The organism is Polynucleobacter sp. UK-Kesae-W10 (assembly GCF_018881575.1).
Classification (GTDB): domain Bacteria; phylum Pseudomonadota; class Gammaproteobacteria; order Burkholderiales; family Burkholderiaceae; genus Polynucleobacter.
Genome location: NZ_JACVQB010000001.1, coordinates 144,293 through 163,548, shown reverse-complemented (window position 1 = coordinate 163,548; position 19,256 = coordinate 144,293). Strand labels below are relative to the sequence as shown.

Genomic DNA, 19,256 nt, shown 5'->3' with positions numbered 1-19,256 from the left:
TAACGATTGAATTAGGCGCTTGGTGGCAATTCTGCACCAGCTGGATGCTTATAGCGGTTATAGGACCAAATAAATTGCTCTGGTGCAATAAGAACAGCGTTCTCGATTGCTACATTGAGTTCAGCCGCAGCAACGCTAGCGTCTTCAGAGAAGGGTGCAAGACGCGTGGCCTGCATTAGCCAGCCATTGCCAATACCTTTTCGTTTTGCAGTAAACATAATGACGGGCGTGCTATTGCGGTTAGCAAGGCGTGCTGGCAAGGGGGTTGTATAGGCAGGGCGCCCAAAGAAGGGAACCCAGACCCCTTCTCCCCCGCTGGGCACTTGGTCTGGAAGAATGCCAATAGCCTCTCCACGTGTGAGTGCTCTAGTCATTTGGCGCACACCATGGAGATTGGTCGGGACGAAATGCATATTCGGGTAAGCGCGACCCTCTTCAACAACTTCGTTGAGCCACTCTTGGCGGGAAGGACGATACAAAATCGTTGCAGGGAAATGTTGCGCTAAGACGCGCGGAATAATTTCGAAGCCGCCAAGGTGGGGTGTGAGCATCACTAGCCCATGTCCTTCGTTAATGGCAGATTCAACTAAGTCCCAGTTTTGTACCTCAACCAACTGAAGTGCTTTTTGGGGATTGCGCCAAATCCAAAGACTGTCTGAAAACAGCATGCCAGATGCCCTGATTGCCTTCCACAGCTCGAGTGGAAGTTTGCGAGTATTCACTACAGACTCATATTGAGGCCTGAAAAGCGAGCGATATTGTTGTGAACCCACATAAGCAAGCATGCCCAGTAATGAACCTAATACCTGCACTGCCGCAAGGGGAAGCACAGCAATCATATTTAGGCCAATTTTGAGAAGGAGTTTTCGCACCCCCCAATGATATTCAATGCTGTAGCGATTCGGTAGAAAGTGGATAACTAGCCTTTTCTTGCTGAAATTTACCTTTTTCGCTAAAATTCAAATATCGCTGAGTTAAGACAACTTGCAGGGCGATTCAAAAATTCTGCTAAAGCGTCGCCGTTGTGGTTCCTGGCACGTCGAGTTGTCCCATAGATCGTGTTAATTTTTAAAGGAATATGCAATGGCAAATGATTACTTCTTCACCTCAGAATCCGTTTCTGAAGGCCACCCCGATAAAGTAGCTGACCAAATTTCTGATTCGATTCTTGACGCCATCTTGGCGCAAGATCCAACTGCACGCGTTGCAGCAGAAACTTTATGTAACACCGGCTTAGTAGTCCTCGCAGGTGAAATTACTACTAATGCAAACGTTGACTACATCCAAGTGGCGCGCAATACCTTGCGTGAAATTGGTTATGACAACACTGCCTACGGTATCGACTACAAAGGTTGTGCAGTATTGGTTGCATACGATAAGCAAAGTCCAGATATCGCTCAAGGTGTTGATAAAGCCCATGATGACGGCTTAGATCAAGGCGCTGGCGACCAAGGTTTGATGTTTGGCTATGCTTGTGATGAAACATCTGAGCTCATGCCATTACCAATTCATTTGTCACATCGCTTGGTAGAGCGTCAGTCTCAATTGCGCCGTGATGGCCGCCTGAACTGGTTACGCCCTGACGCTAAGTCACAAGTGACATTACGTTATGTAGATGGCAAGCCTGACTCAATCGATACAGTTGTTTTATCAACCCAACACGATGAAGATATTTCTCTCGAGAAATTGCGTGAAGCGGTTATCGAAGAAATCATCAAACCAGTATTGCCTAAGCATTTGATCAAAGGTGCGATTAACTTCTTGGTGAATCCAACAGGTCGCTTTGTTATCGGCGGCCCTCAAGGTGACTGCGGCTTAACTGGACGCAAAATTATTGTGGACACCTATGGCGGTGCAGCCCCTCACGGCGGCGGCGCATTCTCTGGTAAAGACCCATCTAAGGTTGACCGCTCTGCTGCCTACGCTGGCCGTTATGTTGCTAAGAACGTAGTTGCGGCAGGCTTGGCAAGCAAATGCTTGATCCAAATTTCTTATGCGATTGGTGTTGCAAAACCAACTTCAGTGATGGTGAGCACTTTCGGTACAGGCAAGATTTCAGATGAGAAGATCGCTCAATTGGTGTCTGAGCATTTTGACTTGCGCCCTAAAGGCATCGTGAAGATGTTGAATCTCTTGCGACCAATTTATAAGAAGACTGCTGCTTATGGCCACTTTGGTCGTGAAGAGCCAGAATTTACTTGGGAGCAAACAGATAAAGCGGCTGCATTACGTGCCGCAGCAGGTCTGTAAGTAGGAAATACGTAGTTTGTAGCTGTATTGAGGCGAAATATGCCGTAATTGTTTACAATTACGGCATACCTTCAAGGAGCGTTGCAAGGAATGCTGATACCCAGCACTTCCCCAGGCTTGAAGGGAGTGGGCTCTAAGGTAACCCCCAGAGTTTGCTAATTGCAACCGCGCTCGCTAACCCATGATTCAATGGCTAGCGAGTTTCTACTCCAGCATTGGATCGTATTTAGCTGGAGCATTAATGAATACCGTTTCTGATTTAGATAACTTTGTTGCAACTCGTTGCGCAATTGCTGATATTTCTTTGGCTGACTTTGGCCGCAAAGAAATTGCCATTGCTGAAACTGAAATGCCAGGCTTAATCGCTATTCGCGATGAGTTTGCTGCACAACAGCCATTGCGTGGTGCACGCATTACTGGTTCACTGCATATGACCATTCAAACTGCAGTATTGATCGAGACCCTTGAGGCACTCGGTGCAGAAGTGCAATGGGCTTCATGCAATATTTTCTCAACACAGGATCACGCTGCTGCAGCAATTGCTGCTAATGGCACTCCAGTGTTTGCGATCAAGGGTGAAACACTCGAGCAATATTGGGACTTTACGCACCGCATTTTTGAGTGGGCTGATGGTGGCTACACCAACATGATTTTGGATGACGGTGGCGACGCTACCTTGTTGTTGCACCTCGGTGCACGCGCTGAAAAAGATCAAGCTTGCTTGAGCCACCCAACTAGCGAAGAAGAAACTATCTTATTTGCAGCGATCAAGAAAAAATTGGCGCAAGATCCAACTTGGTATTCAACACGCTTAGAAAAAGTTAAAGGCGTTACCGAAGAGACTACTACTGGCGTACATCGCTTGTATCAAATGTTTGCTAAGGGTGAACTCAAATTCCCAGCAATCAACGTCAACGACTCTGTCACTAAGAGCAAGTTCGATAACCTCTATGGTTGCCGTGAGTCTTTGGTGGACGCAATCAAGCGTGCTACTGATGTGATGATTGCCGGTAAGGTTGCTGTTGTTTGTGGTTATGGCGACGTAGGCAAGGGTTCAGCTCAAGCATTGCGCGCTTTATCTGCTCAAGTATGGGTAACTGAAGTTGACCCTATCTGTGCATTGCAAGCAGCGATGGAAGGCTATCGTGTTGTGACGATGGATTACGCTGCTGATAAAGCTGATATCTTCGTTTCTGCAACTGGTAACTACCATGTCATTACCCATGACCACATGGCGAAGATGAAAGATCAAGCCATCGTTTGTAATATTGGCCACTTTGATAACGAGATCGATGTTGCTGGTATCGAGAAATACAAGTGGGAAGAAATCAAGCCACAAGTAGATCACGTCATTTTCCCAGCCGCCAATGGTCAGCCCGAAAAGCGCATCATCATCTTGGCTAAAGGCCGTTTGGTTAATCTTGGCTGTGGTACAGGACATCCTTCATACGTGATGAGCTCTTCATTTGCAAACCAAGTGATTGCTCAAATCGAATTATGGAATGCAGTTGGTACAAATAAATACCCAATCGGTGTTTACACATTGCCTAAGCATTTGGATGAGAAGGTTGCACGTTTACAGCTCAAGAAGCTCAATGCTCAGTTGACTGTATTGAGCGACCAACAGGCTGCATACATTGGTGTAACGAAGGAAGGCCCATACAAGGCTGACCACTATCGTTATTAATCCAATTTTTTAAAGATACCTAGGCACAAAATTATGGAATTAAGCGTTGAATTCTTTCCTCCAAAAACACCTGAAGGTGAGAGCAAGCTACATCTCGTGCGTGAGCGTTTCAGCGAAACGCTGAAGCCCTCGTTTTATTCCGTAACTTTTGGTGCCGGTGGTTCGACACAGTCTGGTACATTAAAAGTGGTAAGCGATATTCATGCTGCTGGTGCTGCGGTAGCTCCCCACTTATCTTGTGTTGGCAGCTCGCGTGAGAGCGTCAGAGAAATGCTTAAGCAGTATCAGGCTTTAGGCGTGAAGCGGATTGTTGCACTTCGTGGAGATCTACCTTCTGGCATGGGTCAGTATGGTGAGTTTCACCATGCTAATGAACTGGTGGAATTTATTCGCGCTGAAACGGGCGATTGGTTTCATATTGACGTGGCAGCCTATCCAGAAACACATCCACAAGCAAAGTCACCTGCAAGTGATGTAGATTTCTTTGTGCAGAAGATGAAGGCGGGCGCGAACTCTGCTGTGACTCAGTATTTTTATAACAGTGATGCGTATTTCCGCTTTGTGGATGAGGCCTATGATTTAGGGGTCACTCAACCGATTATTGCGGGCATCATGCCGATTACCAATAGCACGCAGTTATTGCGTTTCTCAGATGCTTGTGGCGCAGAAATTCCGCGCTGGATTCGTTTGCGTCTGCAGTCTTATGGTGATGATATTGCTTCAATCCGTGCGTTTGGCGAAGAGGTAGTGACAGATTTGTGCGACCAGCTACTCACTGCAGGCGCTCCAGGTTTACATTTCTATTCACTCAATCAGGCTGATGCCGTTTTAGCGATTGCTGATAACTTAGATCTCACGAAATAAGCCTAGCTAGTCATTACCGTAGTAAACCTGATTCGGTAAGCAGCATATCTAGCGGTTCATCATGTGTCTGGGCCGACCATTGTGCATCATCTAATTTTTGCCAATCAAAACCAACCCCAATGCAAACAAGCTTGGGGTTTTTCTTTCTGAGTTCTGCCAAGGTACGATCAAAGTAGCCGCCGCCGTAACCTAGTCTCCAGTAATGTGTCTTTCCGTCGACAACCGAGCTAGACCAGCCTACACAAGGAATGAGAATGCAGTCTGGGTTGAGGAGCGGTCTTGTGGCATTGTTCGGATCGGGTTCTGGTACGCCATGCTTGCTAGGTATTAATTTGTCGCCTTGGCACCATTGATAGAAGTCGAGATGTTTATCTGGGCGAGCAAAAGGTAACGTAAGCGTTCGGCTGGGGGCCTTTTTGACCCAGGCCAGTAAGGTAGAGCGTAAATCGACTTCATCCTGAATTGGCCAATATAGGGCAATAGATTGCCAAGAGCTGCCCTGTTCCGCCAGCAATTGATTTAAGTGATCTATTAGGTCAGCTTGAATCTGAGCGTAATCTTGCTTAGCTGCAAATGCAGCTCGCTCTTGGAGTAAGTTTTGGCGAAGAGTTTTTGGTGAATTCTCGTGCATATGAACCATTATCAGGCGAAAATTAGAAGATATAGTAATCAAGTTAGCGCAAATGAAATGCCTAATTTATCGATACAGGGTTAGATGGTGAAAACGAAGTTGAAAACGCGCATTTGTCAGCAGTGGATAAAGGTTCTTGTTTTGGGCCTCACCTTTAGTGCATCCCAGGGATATGCTGAAAAACTGAAAAAACCCACTTTGCCTAAGTCTTACGAAAGCAAGGCTGCCCCTGCAGAAATTACCGACACCGATCGCATGTTTATTGATTTACGTGAGGCGGCCAAGAAGAATGATGTATTCCGCACTCAGCAACTAGCCTCTAATTTGGCAAATTATCCATTCGATGATTATGTTGCATATTTCCGTATCAAGCCTCAGCTATTTGATAGTGCTGGCGGAGCTCGAAATGACTATGCCGCTGATGCCCAAGTAGTTGCCTTTTTAAATCAATACCAAGGTACTGCACTAGCGGATCGTATGCGTAATGATTGGTTATTGGTGCTCGGTAAACGCAAAGACTGGTCACGCTTTGATGCAGAGTACGCCAAGTTTGTTTTAGATGACGATACTCAAGTGAAGTGTTATTCCCTTTTATCGAAGTTATCTCAGGGTGAGAACCCAACCAAACTTGCAATAGATTCGCGTTCGGTATTGTTGGATCCGAGCTATTTTGGCCAAGCCTGTCAGGAGTTAGTGCCTTCCTTAGTAGCTGCTGGCGGTATGTCACCTAGTGAAGCAAAGGCGATTGGTCGCGCTGCAAGTGAGAAGGGTTATGACACCATGGCTCGCCGACTTGGTGGAGAAGATCCTATTGCCGATGTAGTGAAAGCTGCAAAAGCAGATCCTGCAAAGGCTTATCGCGACTTTTCACAAAATGCATCACGCTATAGCAAAGAGAATCAAGCGGTTGCCTATGGTGTGATTGGCCAATTTCTAGCAAAGAAATTAGATCCCAATGCAGATGATGCTTACCGCTTGCAACAAGAGCTTGGCTATAACGAATTACTTTCAGTTGAATCACAAGAGTGGAAAGTGCGTGCAGGTTTGCGCGCCAAAGATTGGGTCTTGGTAAAGAATGCGATAGACGGCATGAATCCTGCCGTACGCAGCAAGGACCCTGCTTGGACTTATTGGTATGGCCGTGCATTAAAGGCTGAGGGGCAGGATGCTAAAGCTCGTGAGAGTTATGAATTGATCGCTGATCAATATAACTTTTATGGTCAGCTAGCTCGTGAAGAGTTGGGTAAATCGAATCATGCGCCAGCCCGCACAAAAGTCAGTGAGCAAGAAATTGATGCCATGGCAAGTCGTAAAGGATTTATTCGTGGCGAGCGCTTGTATGCCATGAATCTGCGCTTTGAAGGCAATCGTGAGTGGAATTGGGAATTGCGCAATATGACGGACAAGCAATTGCTTGCCGCTGCTGAATACGCTAAGCGTATTAATTTATATGACCGCGTGGTCAACACTGCTGACCGAACTAAACAAGAGCACGACTTTAGCTTGCGTTACCCCACACCGTATCGCGAGGAGTTGTCTCCTATAGCCAGACAGATTGATTTGAATTTGGCCTGGGCATATGGATTGATTCGCCAAGAGTCGCGCTTCATTATGAATGCTTCCTCCTCAGTTGGAGCATCAGGGCTGATGCAGGTGATGCCTAATACGGCCAAGTATGTTGCTAAAAAGATTGGTATGACGAATTACACCAATGACAAATTGAGTGATACCAATACCAACCTCACCTTAGGTAGTAATTATCTGAATATGGTGTTGATTGATCTGGATGGCTCGTGGGTATTGGCTTCTGCGGCCTATAACGCAGGCCCTTCGCGTTCGAAGGCTTGGCGTGAAAAATTAACCGGACCTACTGAGGGTGCTATTTTTGCTGAAACCATTCCATTTAATGAAACGCGCACCTACGTAAAGAATGTTTTGTCGAATGCAAACTATTATTCATCAGTGATGAATGGCCAGTATCAATCTTTGAAGCAACGCTTGGGTGTAATTACACCAAAGGCAGCAACACAATCTGAGCTGCCTTAACTGAAGTGCTAAAAAAGGCTCCGCATGCAATATGACATTTTATTAATTGGCGGTAATGGTTTTGTAGGCCGTGTAATAGCTGCGCAATTACAAGCGGCCAATTATTCGGTGTTGATCCCCACAAGTCACGTTACCGCTGGACGTGAATTGCGAATGTTACCCAAGGTGCATCTTGAGGATGCCGATGTACATGAGTTTGATGAACTACAAGCGCTGTGTTCTCGAATTAAGCCAAATGGCGCTGTGATTAACTTAGTCGGTGTTTTACATGACAAACCGGCCGCTCCCTATGGAAATGTGTTTAAAGCAGCACATGTTGACTTGCCAAAAAATATTATTACGGCAATGCAGTTACATGGCCTCAAGCGATATTTGCATATGAGTGCCCTTGGCGCAGATTCCAATGGGCCATCGATGTATCAGCGTAGTAAGGGTGATGGCGAAGCGGCTGTAAAGGCAAGTGATTTAGATTGGACCATTTTTAGACCCTCAGTCATTTTTGGTGCCCAAGATCAGTTTATTAATTTATTTAGCAAGTTAACCAAATTATTTCCTGCTATGCCTTTAGCAAATCACCAGGCCCAGTTTCAGCCGGTGAGCGTAGATGATGTGGCAACTGCATTTGTAAAGTCGCTCACGATGCCACAAACTATTCATCAGTCTTATGACTTAGTCGGGCCAAAGGTCTACTCTATGAAAGAGATCGTGGAGTTTTCTGCGCGTAAGGCGAAGACATCTTGCGCAATCATTCCGGTGCCAGCATTTGTTGGATATCTCCAGGCCTTGGCTTTTGAGCTCTTACCAGGCCCAACCTTGATGTCACGCGATAACATTGCATCCATGCGCTTACCAAATACATTGCCACCCAATGGCAAGGATGCCTTGATGGAAGTATTCAAAATTAGTCGGCGTAGCTTAGAGGGCATGCAGTAATGAAGGTTTATGCCGTAGGCGGTGCAATTCGAGATACTTTGATGGGGTTGCCAGTCCACGATATTGATTACGTGGTGGTGGGTTCAAGCGTTGAAGAAATGATTGCTAAGGGCTTTCGTCCCGTTGGCAAAGATTTCCCAGTGTTTCTGCATCCAAAGACTCAGGCTGAATATGCTTTAGCGCGCACGGAGCGCAAAACAGGTCAGGGCTATAAAGGTTTTCATTTTTACGCCGATCCCTCTGTCACTCTTGAGCAAGATTTACAGCGCCGAGATTTAACCATCAATGCCATGGCACAAGAAGTAGGTCCCGATGGTAAGTGGATAGGACCAATTCTGGACCCTTATAACGGCCAAGAAGATTTGGCGGCAAAAGTATTTCGTCATGTGTCTGATGCATTTGCGGAGGATCCCCTTCGCTTGTTGCGGATTGCTCGTTTTGCTGCACGCTTTCCACAATTTAACGTTGCAAGAGAAACGATGGCAGCTTTGCAGGAGATTGTGCGAGCTGGTGAGCTCAACGCACTTTCTGCTGAACGCATTTGGCAAGAGCTGGCAAGAGGCTTGGTGGCTAGTAAGCCTATGCATCTGTTTCAGGTGCTTTTAGATAGCGATGCAGCTAAAACAATCCTTCCGACCACATTGACTGCTAGGTTGGCTGATGAAACTTTTCGGGAATCATTAATTGCCTATTTTGATGCGGCTGGTAACAGCCTAGAAGAACGTTGTGCCATCACCCTCATGCAGTTACCCGCAAGCGAGATCCGTTCATGGGCAGATTGCGTGCGCATGCCAATTGAAGTGCGTGACTTTTGTGAAATTTTCAGTGAGCTATTCGCCTTTGTAAATCAGAGTCAAGATAGTTATCAAGCGTCTGGTGTTTTGGCTTGGTTTAATCGTGCCGATGTCTGGCGCAAGCCAGATCGTAGTCAGGCACTACTCAGCCTTGCCGAAAAGTTAGGTTTATCAGTTTCCCCGCTCATTAAAGCAATGCGTAATGCACAGTCAATTAACACTGCAGAAATTATTGCGGGTGTAGCTGCGCAAGATCGCTCAAACGGTGAGCGTATTGGTAGCGCATTTGAAGCTGCGCGATTGGCGGCAATTACTACGGCGCTACAGTAGTAATTTTTACAGCCTATTTCTGCCGCGTAGTCCAGGCAGATCTTCTAAGGTGTAGCCCGGCAGAATTTTCTGTAAGTTTTTAGAAAAAGCGAATGCTTTAAATAATTCGCCCATCTCTGCTTCGGATAGGAGCTTTTGAAGCGAATTGGAGATCGGTAAAAAAGTTTCCGGATTCCCTGGGTCCCCAATCTCTAGAGCAATATCGCCGATGCCCGCATCCAATAGGTATGCAGCCTGGTTGGTGAGATAAACATCATCGACATTTTCTGTGAGAGCGCTGCGTGCAATTTGTGACCAATCTACGTGAGTAGTCAGGTCGCACAGGCCTGGCAAATAAAAAGGATCTTGAATAGCATGGTGACGGTGATGGGCCATCAAAGTGCCCTCTAGTCTTTGTGGATGGTAATACTCGCTCTCTGGGAATCCGTAATCAAAGGTGAGAAACAGGCCGCTATGCATATGCTGAGTAAGCTGATGCATCCAAGCATTTGCGGGGGTGTGCAGTTCGGTGACATAGCCTTCCGAAAAGTTTCCACTTAAAAGGCTTTCAGGAAGGAGCTCTTGTTCAACTGGCGCACCCACTTTCCAAATAAATTGATTGCCTTCAAAAGAGACACCACGCCAATACCAAAATCCATTTTGATAAATGATGGCATCACAAGGTATGGCATCAATGACTTCATTTGCCAAAATGATGCCTTTGAAATCTTGCGGTAATTGGCCAAGCCAATGACATTGTGTTTTGTTGCCCAGTTCCGCAATCGTTTTTTTAATACGCTCTTGTTGACGTTGTGCGAGATCAGGTGAGATTTCCACAATGTCGTAGCGGTCTAATATGAACTCCAAATCGTGTAGGCGGCTCAAGATAGAGGTAGCTAATTTGCCGGTTCCAGCACCAAACTCTAAAATTTGCGTAGGTAAGCCCTGCTTTTTTAGGCCCTCAAGTACTGGAATGAGGGTAGAGCAAATTGCCGCCCCAAATAAGGGGGTGAGCTCTGGGGCGGTTGTGAAATCTCCGCCTGCCCCTAATTTATGGGCTCCTGCACTGTAATAGCCCATACCGGGCTCATAGAGCGCCATTTCCATATATCTGGAAAAGGGTATCCAACCGCCCTCTGAGTCGATCTGAGAGGCTATTTTGGCCTTCAGAAGCTCACTGTGCCCCGCTTCGAGGCTGGTCAAGGTAATATCCATAGCTCGCTAGTCTAAGAGAATTTAATTGAACCCGAGTTCAACCAACCCACCTTCAGAACGAAAAGCCGTTTTAGTGACCGGCGCTGCCAAGCGCCTAGGTCGTGAAATTGCTTTGGAGTTTGCGCGCCAAGGGTGGGATGTGGCCATTCATTATGGGCGATCCAAGCAGGAGGCTCTTGAAACCGTTGCCCAAATTGAGGGTCTTGGCGTGAAGGCGAAGGCCTTTCAAGCCAATTTAGCCATGGCACAAGACGCTGAAAACCTTTTTCTGGCGGTTCGTCAGGAATTTCCAAACTTGCAATGCTTGGTCAATAGCGCCTCTATATTTGAATATGACCGCGCCAATTCCATTACGCCACTGAGTGCCAAAGGCTTGCAAGAGCACATGGAGGTCAATCTCGCAGCCCCTATCTTGTTATCTCAGCTGATGTTTGAATATCAAAAAGCGAAAGGTGACACCGTGGGTGTTCTTCCCTCAGTCATTCAATTGCTAGATCAAAAACTCATTAACCTCAATCCAGATTATTTGTCTTACACCTTATCTAAAGCAGCCCTTGCATGCTCGGTTGAGTTGTTGGCAATGGATTTTGCCCCACACTTAAGGGTGGTTGGATTAGCCCCTGGCATTTCTTTGCCTTCGGGAGATCAAACAGAGGCTGGCTTTAACAAGGCGCATCAAATGACGCCGCTTGGAAAATCATCAACACCAACTGACATTGCGAAGGCCGCAGTATTTTTGGCGGACTCTAACGCGATTACCGGAACAACACTGTATGTTGATGGCGGACAACATTTACTACCTTCATCACGCGACGTGATGTTCAAAACTCATTAAGTATTTTTACAAAGCACCTATTTATGCATGCAATTCTTTCTCATCCCGCTTTGATTGACTGTCGCCGTTTGTTTTTGCGTGACTATGAAATCTATATCAATATTGGCGTTCATGACTTTGAGAAAAAAGCAGAGCAGCGCGTTATTCTGAACGTGGATTTATATATTCCCCTAGCAATGAATACGCCTACCCATGATCAGCTTGATGAGGTGGTTGATTATGACTTTATGCGCGAAACCATTAAAGACAGGGCATCTAAGGGCCATATTCATCTGCAAGAAACTTTTTGTGACGACATCGTCAGCGCGATGTTGCAACACCCAAAGGTACTAGCGGCTCGTGTGAGCACTGCTAAGCCGGACGTATATCCTGACTGCCATTCAGTGGGTGTTGAAGTATTTCGCATCAAAACTTCTTGAGATATTAGAGCTTAGAAAAGAGCAAGATTGTTATGGGCGATATTCGTAAAGTGATCTTTGAAGAAAATAAGCTAGAGAAAAAACTCTGTCGCTTAGTGGGTCAGGCTATTGGCGACTTTGGCATGATTGAAGACGGTGACAAAGTCATGGTTTGCGTGTCTGGCGGTAAAGATAGCTATGCCATGCTAGATATTTTGATGAAGCTGCGTGAACGTGCGCCAATTAATTTTGAAATTATTGCCGTTAATTTAGATCAAAAGCAACCTAACTTTCCTGCAGAAATCTTGCCAAATTATTTAAAAGGCTTGGGAATTCGGTACCACATTGAAGAGCAAGATACTTACAGCATTGTGAAGCGCGTTATCCCTGAGGGTAAGACAACCTGTGGCCTGTGTTCGCGTTTACGCCGTGGAATTTTGTATCGCGTTGCAGATGAATTGGGTGCCACCAAAATTGCCTTAGGCCATCATCGAGATGACATTCTTGAGACACTCATGCTCAATATGTTTTATGCCGGCAAATTAAAAGGGATGCCGCCAAAGTTGCGTTCTGATGATGGCAAGCACATCGTCATTCGACCTTTGGCCTACGTTCCTGAAAAATTATTAGAGCGGTATGCCGCTGATATGAATTTCCCGATTATTCCTTGCGATTTATGCGGTAGTCAGCCAAATCTCCAAAGACAGGTAATGAAGGAAATGTTGCGAGATTGGGAGAAAAAGCATCCTGGGCGTGTAGAAAACTTATTCCGCGCTATGCATCACATCGTGCCCTCCCATTTAATGGATGCGGAAGCCTTTGATTTCCAAAATTTAGAGATTTCGACTGAGCTGACTGGCATTGCCGCTAGATCGGCCGGCGATAAGGCAATTGATGAGGCTGATTTAGATGAATTGGCTTGTGGAACCATGATTCAGGGGACTTATAATCCCCCTTTATGAATATCGTCATATTGGCTGCTGGGCAAGGAAAGCGGATGAAGTCCGCATTGCCCAAGGTCCTGCAAACCTTGGCAGGAAAACCTCTTCTTCAGCATGTCCTGAATACCGCTTTATCGCTACAAGCTAAATCCGCTAAAACGGGCCCAGTAGTTGTAGTTGGTCATGGCGCTGCGGACGTAAAAGAATTCTTAACTTCTGCCGCCAAAGAAGATGCGCACTTTACCAAAGTCGTTACAGCGCTTCAGGCTGAACAAAAAGGTACTGGTCATGCATTGCTTCAGGCATTGCCTAAATTAGATATCCAAGTACCTACCTTGGTTTTATATGGCGATGTTCCGCTCACAACACAAAAAACATTGGCAAAGTTGGCTAAATTAGCCGATGGTGTTCGTGGTCAAGATTCTGCTCTGGCTTTGTTGACGCAAGACCTCAGCAATCCAACTGGATATGGCCGTATTGTGCGCGGCAACGATGGCTCGGTCGAAGCGATTGTTGAAGAAAAAGATGCATCGCCCGCACAAAAAGCAATTCAAGAAATTAATACTGGCATCATGGTGCTGCCAACGGCCTCTCTGAAGAAATGGCTCAAGTCATTAAGTGCCAGCAATGCTCAGGGTGAATACTATTTAACCGATGTGATTGCGATGGCTGTCAAAGACAATGTGCCGATTCGTACCACTCAAGCGGATGCAGAATTTGAAACGATTGGCGTTAATAGTCGCGACCAATTAGCAAGCCTCGAGCGCGTTCATCAACTCAATATCGCTAATCAGCTAATGGATAACGGCGTTTCGCTTGCCGATCCTGTGCGTATTGATGTACGCGGTACTTTAGAGTGCGGAACCGATGTCTTTATTGATGTGGGTTGTGTGTTTGAGGGTTGCGTTACTTTGGCTGCAGGAACTAAGGTTGGCCCTTACTGCATCATTCGCAATAGCGTAGTCGGTAAGGGCGTCGCTATTCATGCCTACAGTCATTTGGATGGCGCAAAGGTAGGCAATCAATCGGTGATTGGCCCATACGCAAGATTGCGTCCTGGTGCAGATTTAGCGAATGACGTTCACATCGGCAATTTTGTGGAAGTAAAGAACAGCAAGATCGCTGCCAATAGCAAAGCGAATCATTTGGCTTATGTTGGCGACTCTGTTGTCGGATCACGTGTGAATATTGGTGCAGGAACCATCACCTGCAACTATGATGGTGTGAACAAACATCAAACTATTATTGAAGATGATGTCTTCATTGGTTCAGATACTCAGTTGGTTGCTCCAGTACGTGTTGGACGTGGAGCTACATTAGGTGCTGGAACAACGCTCACTAAAGATGCGCCAGCAAATCAACTTACGGTATCAAGAGCAAAACAAATTTCTCTGCAATGGCAAAGGCCAGTGAAAAAAGAAAAAGCAGCGGCAAAAAAAGCAAGCGCTAAAAAAACTGTTGCCAAGAAAGCTACCAAGCAGGCAAGCAAAAAAGTAGTTAAGAAAGCAGTCAAAAAAACTTTAAAGGGTAAAAAATAATGTGCGGTATTGTTGGCGCTGCGTCCCATAAAAACATCGTTGATGTTTTGGTTGAGGGCTTACGTCGCCTGGAGTATCGTGGTTATGACTCTTGTGGTTTCGCGGTAATTAATGCTGATGATGCTGCTCACCCTATTGAGAGGGCCCGTACAACAGCCCGTGTTTCGGAGTTAGCCGAGCAAGGTAAAGATTTTTTTGGCACATTAGGTATTGCGCATACCCGCTGGGCAACCCATGGTAAGCCTGACACCCAAAATGCCCACCCACATACTTCAAATGATTTGATTGCGGTTGTCCATAACGGCATTATTGAGAATTACGAAGTGTTACGTACAGAGCTTAAGGGTGCTGGTTATATATTTACTTCTGACACGGATACAGAAGTGATTGCACATTTAATTCATCAACAGTATGTTGCTAGCGGACAAAAGGATATTGCTCAATCAGTAAGAGCGGTATTGCCGCGATTATTTGGCGCTTATGCCATTGGTGTTATTGCGCAAGATCAGCCCAATATTTTGGTTGGCGCGCGAGTTGGTTCTCCATTGGTCGTCGCTCTTGGTGAGAATGAAAATTTCTTGGCTTCAGATGCACTCGCGTTAGCAGGCCGCGCACATTCAATGATGTATTTGGATGAGGGTGACGTTGCTGTTTTAAAAGCAGATAGCGTTGAGTTAATTGATCAGGCTGGCAACTCTGTACAGCGCGATCGCAAGCCAATGCCTGCGCAGGCAGACTCTGTTGATCTAGGCCCTTATCAGCACTACATGCAAAAAGAGATTTTTGAGCAGCCTGGTGCAATTGGTGACACGCTCGCCAATATCGCTTCTTTTGGCCCTGAGTTATTTGGTGCCAATGAAAAAGAGTGGAATGCTTTTGATCAAATTCTGATTTTGGCATGTGGCACAAGCTATTACTCCGCATGCGTTGCTAAGTATTGGTTGGAGGATATTGCTGGCATTCCTACACAAGTGGAGATTGCGAGCGAGTATCGTTACCGCACTACTGTGCCAAATCCTAGAGCTTTGATTGTGGTGGTTTCCCAATCTGGTGAAACTGCAGACACCTTGGCTGCATTGCGTCACGCCAAGTCATTGGGACATCGCCATACCCTAGCAATTTGCAATGTGGCTAGCAGCGCCATGGTGCGCGAGACAGATTGGCACTTCTTAACTAAGGCAGGTGCTGAGATTGGCGTGGCATCTACCAAAGCATTTACAACCCAACTATTGGCACTCTATTTGTTAGCGGTTTCACTTGCGAAACGCGCTGGCAGAATTTCTGCTGAAAAAGAAAAAGAAATTCTGCGCGAGTTGCGCCATTTACCCAAAGCGATTCATTCTGTACTTGCACTTGAGCCACAGATCATTGCATGGAGTGAGGCATTTGCAAAATGTGAGAACGCGTTGTTTTTGGGGCGTGGCCTGCATTACCCAATCGCACTTGAGGGTGCGCTTAAGTTAAAAGAGATTTCTTATATCCATGCAGAAGCCTATCCGGCTGGCGAGTTAAAGCACGGACCATTGGCCCTGGTAACAGATAAGATGCCTGTGGTTACAGTTGCGCCCAATGACGTGTTGCTGGAAAAACTGAAATCAAATATGCAAGAGGTGAAGGCGCGGGGAGGCAAGCTATATGTCTTCGCAGACCAAGATACTGAAATTGTGAGTAGTGAAGGTATTAATGTCATTCGATTGCCAGAGCACTACGGTAATTTATCCCCAATATTGCACGTAGTTCCGCTCCAATTATTGGCGTACCACACCGCTTGTGCTCGCGGCACTGATGTGGATAAGCCTCGTAACTTGGCAAAAAGCGTTACGGTCGAATAATTTTTCGAATTTGACTTTCATCTAAAGTTGTGAACAAAATTCAGTAATTAAATCAGGGCTTTACGAGGCCCTGATTGCATTTTTGTGTTCAAATAAGCCTTGTTCAAGAGGATATTTGCTGCAAGTTATGTTTTCGTCAAAAGCCTTTCATCCGCGTCGTATGTATTTGCTTCTGCCAATTTGCGCAGGAGTGCTTTCTGCATGCGCGGTAGGCCCAGACTTTAAACAGCCAGAAGCGCCAAAAACTTCCTCGTATACCGAAGGCCCTTTATCGAAGCAATTAGCTACAGCTCCAGGTGTTCCGGGTGGTACGGAACAAGAAATTATTGAGGGAGCAGATATCGAGGCTGCTTGGTGGGAGCTTTATAAATCTCCTGAGTTAGATGCTTTAATTAAAAAGGCTTTAGAACAAAATCCAAATTTAGGCGCTGCAGATGCAGCCTTGCGTGCCGCGCAAGAGAATGTGAATGCACAAATTGGTGGTCAATATTTTCCGGCGGTAAATGTTGGTGCTGGTGTAACTCGGCAACTTCAGCCATCAGCTCTTTATGGATTGCCATATGGCTCTGATACATACAACCTGTACAACACCTCTGTAAACGTCACTTATAAGCTCGATGTGTTTGGCGGAGCTCGCCGAGCTGTAGAGGGCGCAAGGGCGCAAGCAGAAGTGGCACAGTTTCAATTAGAGGGTGCATATCTATCATTGACTGCAAACGTAGTTACGAGCGCCGTCAAAGAGGCAGCCTTGCGTGCGCAAATGCAGGCAACCGAAGAAATTTTGAAGGCGCAAACCAATCTTGCTGAGGTTACTGAGAAGCAATTGGTGATTGGTACAGTCTCTAAAGTAGATGTCACTTCACAGCGAACCTTGGTTTCGAATTCGCAGGTTGATTTATTTAACTACGAGCGAAACCTCGCATTTGCTCGCAATCAATTAGCAGTGTTGGTTGGTGAATTGCCTAGCAATGCCAATATTGCAAAGTTTGATTTAGCCAATTTACATTTACCAGAGAAGCTTCCGCTCTCAGTCCCCTCTAGCTTGGTTCGTCAACGCCCTGATGTACGTGCTGCAGAGGCTCAGCTCAAAGCCCAGAACGCTTTTGTGGGTGTTGCAACAGCTAATCTCTTGCCACAATTCAATATCACTGGCGCGATTGGTTCGGCAGCCTTAACATCGGCAGCTTTGTTTGGCCCAAACTCTTCTCTATGGTCGCTTGGCGGTGGAATTTTGCAACCCCTGTTTCAGGGCGGACAATTGTTGGCGCAACGTCGCGGTGCAATTGCGAATTATGAGCAAGCAGCTTTTCAGTATCAAGCAACGGTCTTAAATGCTTTTCAAGAAGTTGCTAATGCATTAAGAGCGCTTGAGACAGGTGCACAGGCTTTAAAGGCAGCATCTGATGCTGAGCGTTATGCCTACGAAACATTAGACCTGGTTCAGCAGCAATACAAATTAGGTACAGCTAGTTATCTAGCAGTGCTGTACTACCAAAACCAGTATCAACAGGCAAAAGTAAAGTCTGTAGCAGCGCAAGCTACCCGCTTCTCAGACACGGCAGCATTATTTGCAGCATTAGGCGGTGGCTGGTGGAACCGTGAAGGCCCTGCCTTTAAACCAAAAGACATAGCGAATAAAGATCAAAATGAAACTTCTGGAAACAATTAAGAGCAAGCTGATTGCTGCTGTCCTAGCCCTGTGGGCGTGGTCTAAGTTAAAAGCTGAGCAATGGAAATTACGTGATAAAGCGATTTCCCTTTGGGAAAAAGCCAAAGCGTTTTACGCGCGCATGGGTGCCAAGTGGCGCGGTACTAAAGCATATGCCAAGCTCATGGCGATGGAACCTTTGCAGCGTCGCATGACCATCATGTTGTGCGGAGTGTTTTTATTACTTGGACTGATTTTTGCGTTTAATCAATTCAAGACTTTCATGATTAAGCATTTCATTTCTGGCATGGGTTTACCGCCAGCGACTGTATCAACGATGGTGGTTGAAGCAACAGATTGGCAGCCAAAATTAACTAGCGTAGGTAATGTGCGTGCCTTTAGAGGGGTTGATCTGAGCACTGAAATCGGTGGCTTAGTACAAACGGTGCCAGTGAAGTCGGGTCAGGATGTTAAAGAAGGCGATCTACTCATTAAATTGAACGATGCTTCTGATGTTGCCCAATTAAATTCTTTAAAAGCCATGGCAGATCTTGCTAAGGTAATTAATGAACGGGATAGGCAGCAATTGGCGATTCAGGCTATCAGTAAAAACGTCTTTGATACCAGTAAAGCAGATGCCAAATCAAAGCAGGCACAAGTGGAATCCCAGATTGCGCTAGTAGCCAAGAAAAATCTGAAGGCACCTTTTAGTGGTCGCGTAGGTATTGTTTCTATTAACCCTGGTCAGTTTGTCAATCCTGGGGATAAGTTGCTTACCTTGCAAACTTTAGATCCTATTTTTGTGGACTTCAATTTGCCACAAAGCAATGCCGAGCAGATTGTCGTTGGACAGGATGTAGTTGTGACTACCGATGCATTTAAGGATGCGAGTTTTACTGGCAAGATTACTGCGGTAAGTCCTAAGGTTGATACCAATACACGCAATATCCAAGTGGAAGCACAAATTGCCAATCCGGATAAGAAAATTCTTCCTGGCATGTTTGCTAATGTGAATATTAAGCTTGGCGATCAAGTGAAGTTATTAACCTTGCCGCAGACGGCGGTGACTTACAACCCATATGGGTCTACAGTTTTTATTGCTAAGCCTACTGGCAAGAAGGATAAGCAAGGCAATCCAGCGCTTGAAGCCCAGCAGGTATTCGTGACTACTGGTGCAACACGTGGTGATCAAGTTGCAATTCTCAAAGGTATTGATGAGGGTGCTACGGTTGTGACAAGTGGTCAGCTAAAACTGAAAAACGGAACGCCGCTCATTATCAATAACAAGGTGCTTCCAGCAAACTCACCTGATCCTAAGCCACAGGAATAAGTAGC

Annotated in this window: 16 protein-coding genes and 1 riboswitch; of the genes, 13 read left to right on the top strand and 3 right to left on the bottom strand. The window is 46.0% G+C overall.

The features are described 5' to 3' along the window. Window positions 1–11: 11 nt before the first annotated feature. The gene (locus tag ICN24_RS00860) at window positions 12–872 is read right to left on the bottom strand and encodes a lysophospholipid acyltransferase family protein (protein WP_370623085.1); all 861 of its coding nucleotides are present in this window, start codon (window positions 870–872) and stop codon (window positions 12–14) included. Window positions 873–1,083: 211 nt separating this feature from the next. Here ICN24_RS00860 and metK point away from each other — a divergent pair, with 211 nt between their 5' ends. From metK to metF, 3 genes are all read left to right on the top strand, one after another. Then, complete coding sequence (metK, locus tag ICN24_RS00855; RefSeq protein ID WP_216220741.1) at window positions 1,084–2,250, top strand: methionine adenosyltransferase; 1,167 nt, start codon at window positions 1,084–1,086, stop codon at window positions 2,248–2,250. Window positions 2,251–2,317: 67 nt separating this feature from the next. After that, a riboswitch (S-adenosyl-L-homocysteine riboswitch) is annotated at window positions 2,318–2,430 on the top strand. Window positions 2,431–2,491: 61 nt separating this feature from the next. Then, window positions 2,492–3,937 carry an adenosylhomocysteinase gene (gene ahcY, locus ICN24_RS00850; protein WP_216222145.1) on the top strand — a complete coding sequence of 482 codons (1,446 nt, stop codon included), beginning with the start codon at window positions 2,492–2,494 and terminating at the stop codon, window positions 3,935–3,937. A 15-nt stretch (window positions 3,938–3,952) separates the two neighbouring features. After that, window positions 3,953–4,801: a methylenetetrahydrofolate reductase [NAD(P)H] gene (gene metF, locus ICN24_RS00845; RefSeq protein WP_370623106.1), complete on the top strand. Its 849-nt coding sequence runs from the start codon at window positions 3,953–3,955 to the stop codon at window positions 4,799–4,801. A gap of 13 nt (window positions 4,802–4,814) precedes the next feature. Here the strand turns inward: metF and ICN24_RS00840 are convergent, their stop codons facing one another. After that, complete coding sequence (locus ICN24_RS00840; RefSeq protein WP_255532520.1) at window positions 4,815–5,432, bottom strand: 5-formyltetrahydrofolate cyclo-ligase; 618 nt, start codon at window positions 5,430–5,432, stop codon at window positions 4,815–4,817. Window positions 5,433–5,519: 87 nt separating this feature from the next. Between ICN24_RS00840 and ICN24_RS00835 the strand changes: the two genes are divergently transcribed. From ICN24_RS00835 to ICN24_RS00825, 3 genes are read left to right on the top strand one after another with little or no spacing between them, the layout of a single operon-like run. Further along, complete coding sequence (locus tag ICN24_RS00835; protein WP_370623084.1) at window positions 5,520–7,478, top strand: transglycosylase SLT domain-containing protein; 1,959 nt, start codon at window positions 5,520–5,522, stop codon at window positions 7,476–7,478. Window positions 7,479–7,502: 24 nt separating this feature from the next. Next, the gene (locus ICN24_RS00830) at window positions 7,503–8,411 is read left to right on the top strand and encodes a complex I NDUFA9 subunit family protein (RefSeq protein WP_216220738.1); all 909 of its coding nucleotides are present in this window, start codon (window positions 7,503–7,505) and stop codon (window positions 8,409–8,411) included. Next, the gene (locus tag ICN24_RS00825; RefSeq protein WP_216220737.1) at window positions 8,411–9,535 is read left to right on the top strand and encodes a polynucleotide adenylyltransferase; all 1,125 of its coding nucleotides are present in this window, start codon (window positions 8,411–8,413) and stop codon (window positions 9,533–9,535) included. Before ICN24_RS00830 ends, ICN24_RS00825 begins: the two co-directional genes overlap by 1 nt. Window positions 9,536–9,541: 6 nt before the next feature. On the opposite strand, the gene ICN24_RS00820 is transcribed toward ICN24_RS00825, so the two are convergent. Continuing rightward, the gene (locus ICN24_RS00820; RefSeq protein WP_216220736.1) at window positions 9,542–10,729 is read right to left on the bottom strand and encodes a class I SAM-dependent methyltransferase; all 1,188 of its coding nucleotides are present in this window, start codon (window positions 10,727–10,729) and stop codon (window positions 9,542–9,544) included. Window positions 10,730–10,754: 25 nt separating this feature from the next. On the opposite strand from ICN24_RS00820, the gene ICN24_RS00815 reads away from it, so the two are divergent. The 7 genes from ICN24_RS00815 (at window position 10,755) to ICN24_RS00785 (ending at window position 19,251) form a co-directional block, all read left to right on the top strand. Next, complete coding sequence (locus tag ICN24_RS00815; RefSeq protein ID WP_216220735.1) at window positions 10,755–11,564, top strand: SDR family oxidoreductase; 810 nt, start codon at window positions 10,755–10,757, stop codon at window positions 11,562–11,564. 23 nt (window positions 11,565–11,587) lie between these two features. Beyond that, window positions 11,588–11,983 carry a dihydroneopterin aldolase gene (locus ICN24_RS00810; protein ID WP_216220734.1) on the top strand — a complete coding sequence of 132 codons (396 nt, stop codon included), beginning with the start codon at window positions 11,588–11,590 and terminating at the stop codon, window positions 11,981–11,983. A gap of 32 nt (window positions 11,984–12,015) precedes the next feature. Next, window positions 12,016–12,924 carry a tRNA 2-thiocytidine(32) synthetase TtcA gene (gene ttcA / locus ICN24_RS00805; RefSeq protein WP_216220733.1) on the top strand — a complete coding sequence of 303 codons (909 nt, stop codon included), beginning with the start codon at window positions 12,016–12,018 and terminating at the stop codon, window positions 12,922–12,924. Next, on the top strand, window positions 12,921–14,441 hold the full coding sequence (gene glmU, locus ICN24_RS00800) for a bifunctional UDP-N-acetylglucosamine diphosphorylase/glucosamine-1-phosphate N-acetyltransferase GlmU (RefSeq protein ID WP_216220731.1): 1,521 nt from the start codon (window positions 12,921–12,923) through the stop codon (window positions 14,439–14,441). The genes ttcA and glmU overlap by 4 nt, the downstream gene beginning before the upstream one ends. Beyond that, on the top strand, window positions 14,441–16,273 hold the full coding sequence (gene glmS, locus ICN24_RS00795) for a glutamine--fructose-6-phosphate transaminase (isomerizing) (protein WP_216220729.1): 1,833 nt from the start codon (window positions 14,441–14,443) through the stop codon (window positions 16,271–16,273). Before glmU ends, glmS begins: the two co-directional genes overlap by 1 nt. Window positions 16,274–16,400: 127 nt before the next feature. Next, complete coding sequence (locus ICN24_RS00790; RefSeq protein WP_216220727.1) at window positions 16,401–17,942, top strand: efflux transporter outer membrane subunit; 1,542 nt, start codon at window positions 16,401–16,403, stop codon at window positions 17,940–17,942. A gap of 169 nt (window positions 17,943–18,111) precedes the next feature. After that, on the top strand, window positions 18,112–19,251 hold the full coding sequence (locus ICN24_RS00785; RefSeq protein ID WP_216222143.1) for an efflux RND transporter periplasmic adaptor subunit: 1,140 nt from the start codon (window positions 18,112–18,114) through the stop codon (window positions 19,249–19,251). Window positions 19,252–19,256: the final 5 nt, after the last annotated feature.

Excerpts from the sequence above, each read along its gene's own strand:
- metK (WP_216220741.1), top strand. The coding sequence starts at position 1,084 with ATGGCAAATGATTACTTCTTCACCTCAGAATCCGTTTCTGAAGGCCAC.
- ahcY (WP_216222145.1), top strand. The coding sequence starts at position 2,492 with ATGAATACCGTTTCTGATTTAGATAACTTTGTTGCAACTCGTTGCGCA.
- ICN24_RS00840 (WP_255532520.1), bottom strand. The coding sequence starts at position 5,432 with ATGCACGAGAATTCACCAAAAACTCTTCGCCAAAACTTACTCCAAGAG.
- ICN24_RS00830 (WP_216220738.1), top strand. The coding sequence starts at position 7,503 with ATGCAATATGACATTTTATTAATTGGCGGTAATGGTTTTGTAGGCCGT.
- ICN24_RS00825 (WP_216220737.1), top strand. The coding sequence starts at position 8,411 with ATGAAGGTTTATGCCGTAGGCGGTGCAATTCGAGATACTTTGATGGGG.
- ICN24_RS00820 (WP_216220736.1), bottom strand. The coding sequence starts at position 10,729 with ATGGATATTACCTTGACCAGCCTCGAAGCGGGGCACAGTGAGCTTCTG.
- ICN24_RS00810 (WP_216220734.1), top strand. The coding sequence starts at position 11,588 with ATGCATGCAATTCTTTCTCATCCCGCTTTGATTGACTGTCGCCGTTTG.
- ttcA (WP_216220733.1), top strand. The coding sequence starts at position 12,016 with ATGGGCGATATTCGTAAAGTGATCTTTGAAGAAAATAAGCTAGAGAAA.
- glmU (WP_216220731.1), top strand. The coding sequence starts at position 12,921 with ATGAATATCGTCATATTGGCTGCTGGGCAAGGAAAGCGGATGAAGTCC.
- glmS (WP_216220729.1), top strand. The coding sequence starts at position 14,441 with ATGTGCGGTATTGTTGGCGCTGCGTCCCATAAAAACATCGTTGATGTT.
- ICN24_RS00790 (WP_216220727.1), top strand. The coding sequence starts at position 16,401 with ATGTTTTCGTCAAAAGCCTTTCATCCGCGTCGTATGTATTTGCTTCTG.
- ICN24_RS00785 (WP_216222143.1), top strand. The coding sequence starts at position 18,112 with ATGGAACCTTTGCAGCGTCGCATGACCATCATGTTGTGCGGAGTGTTT.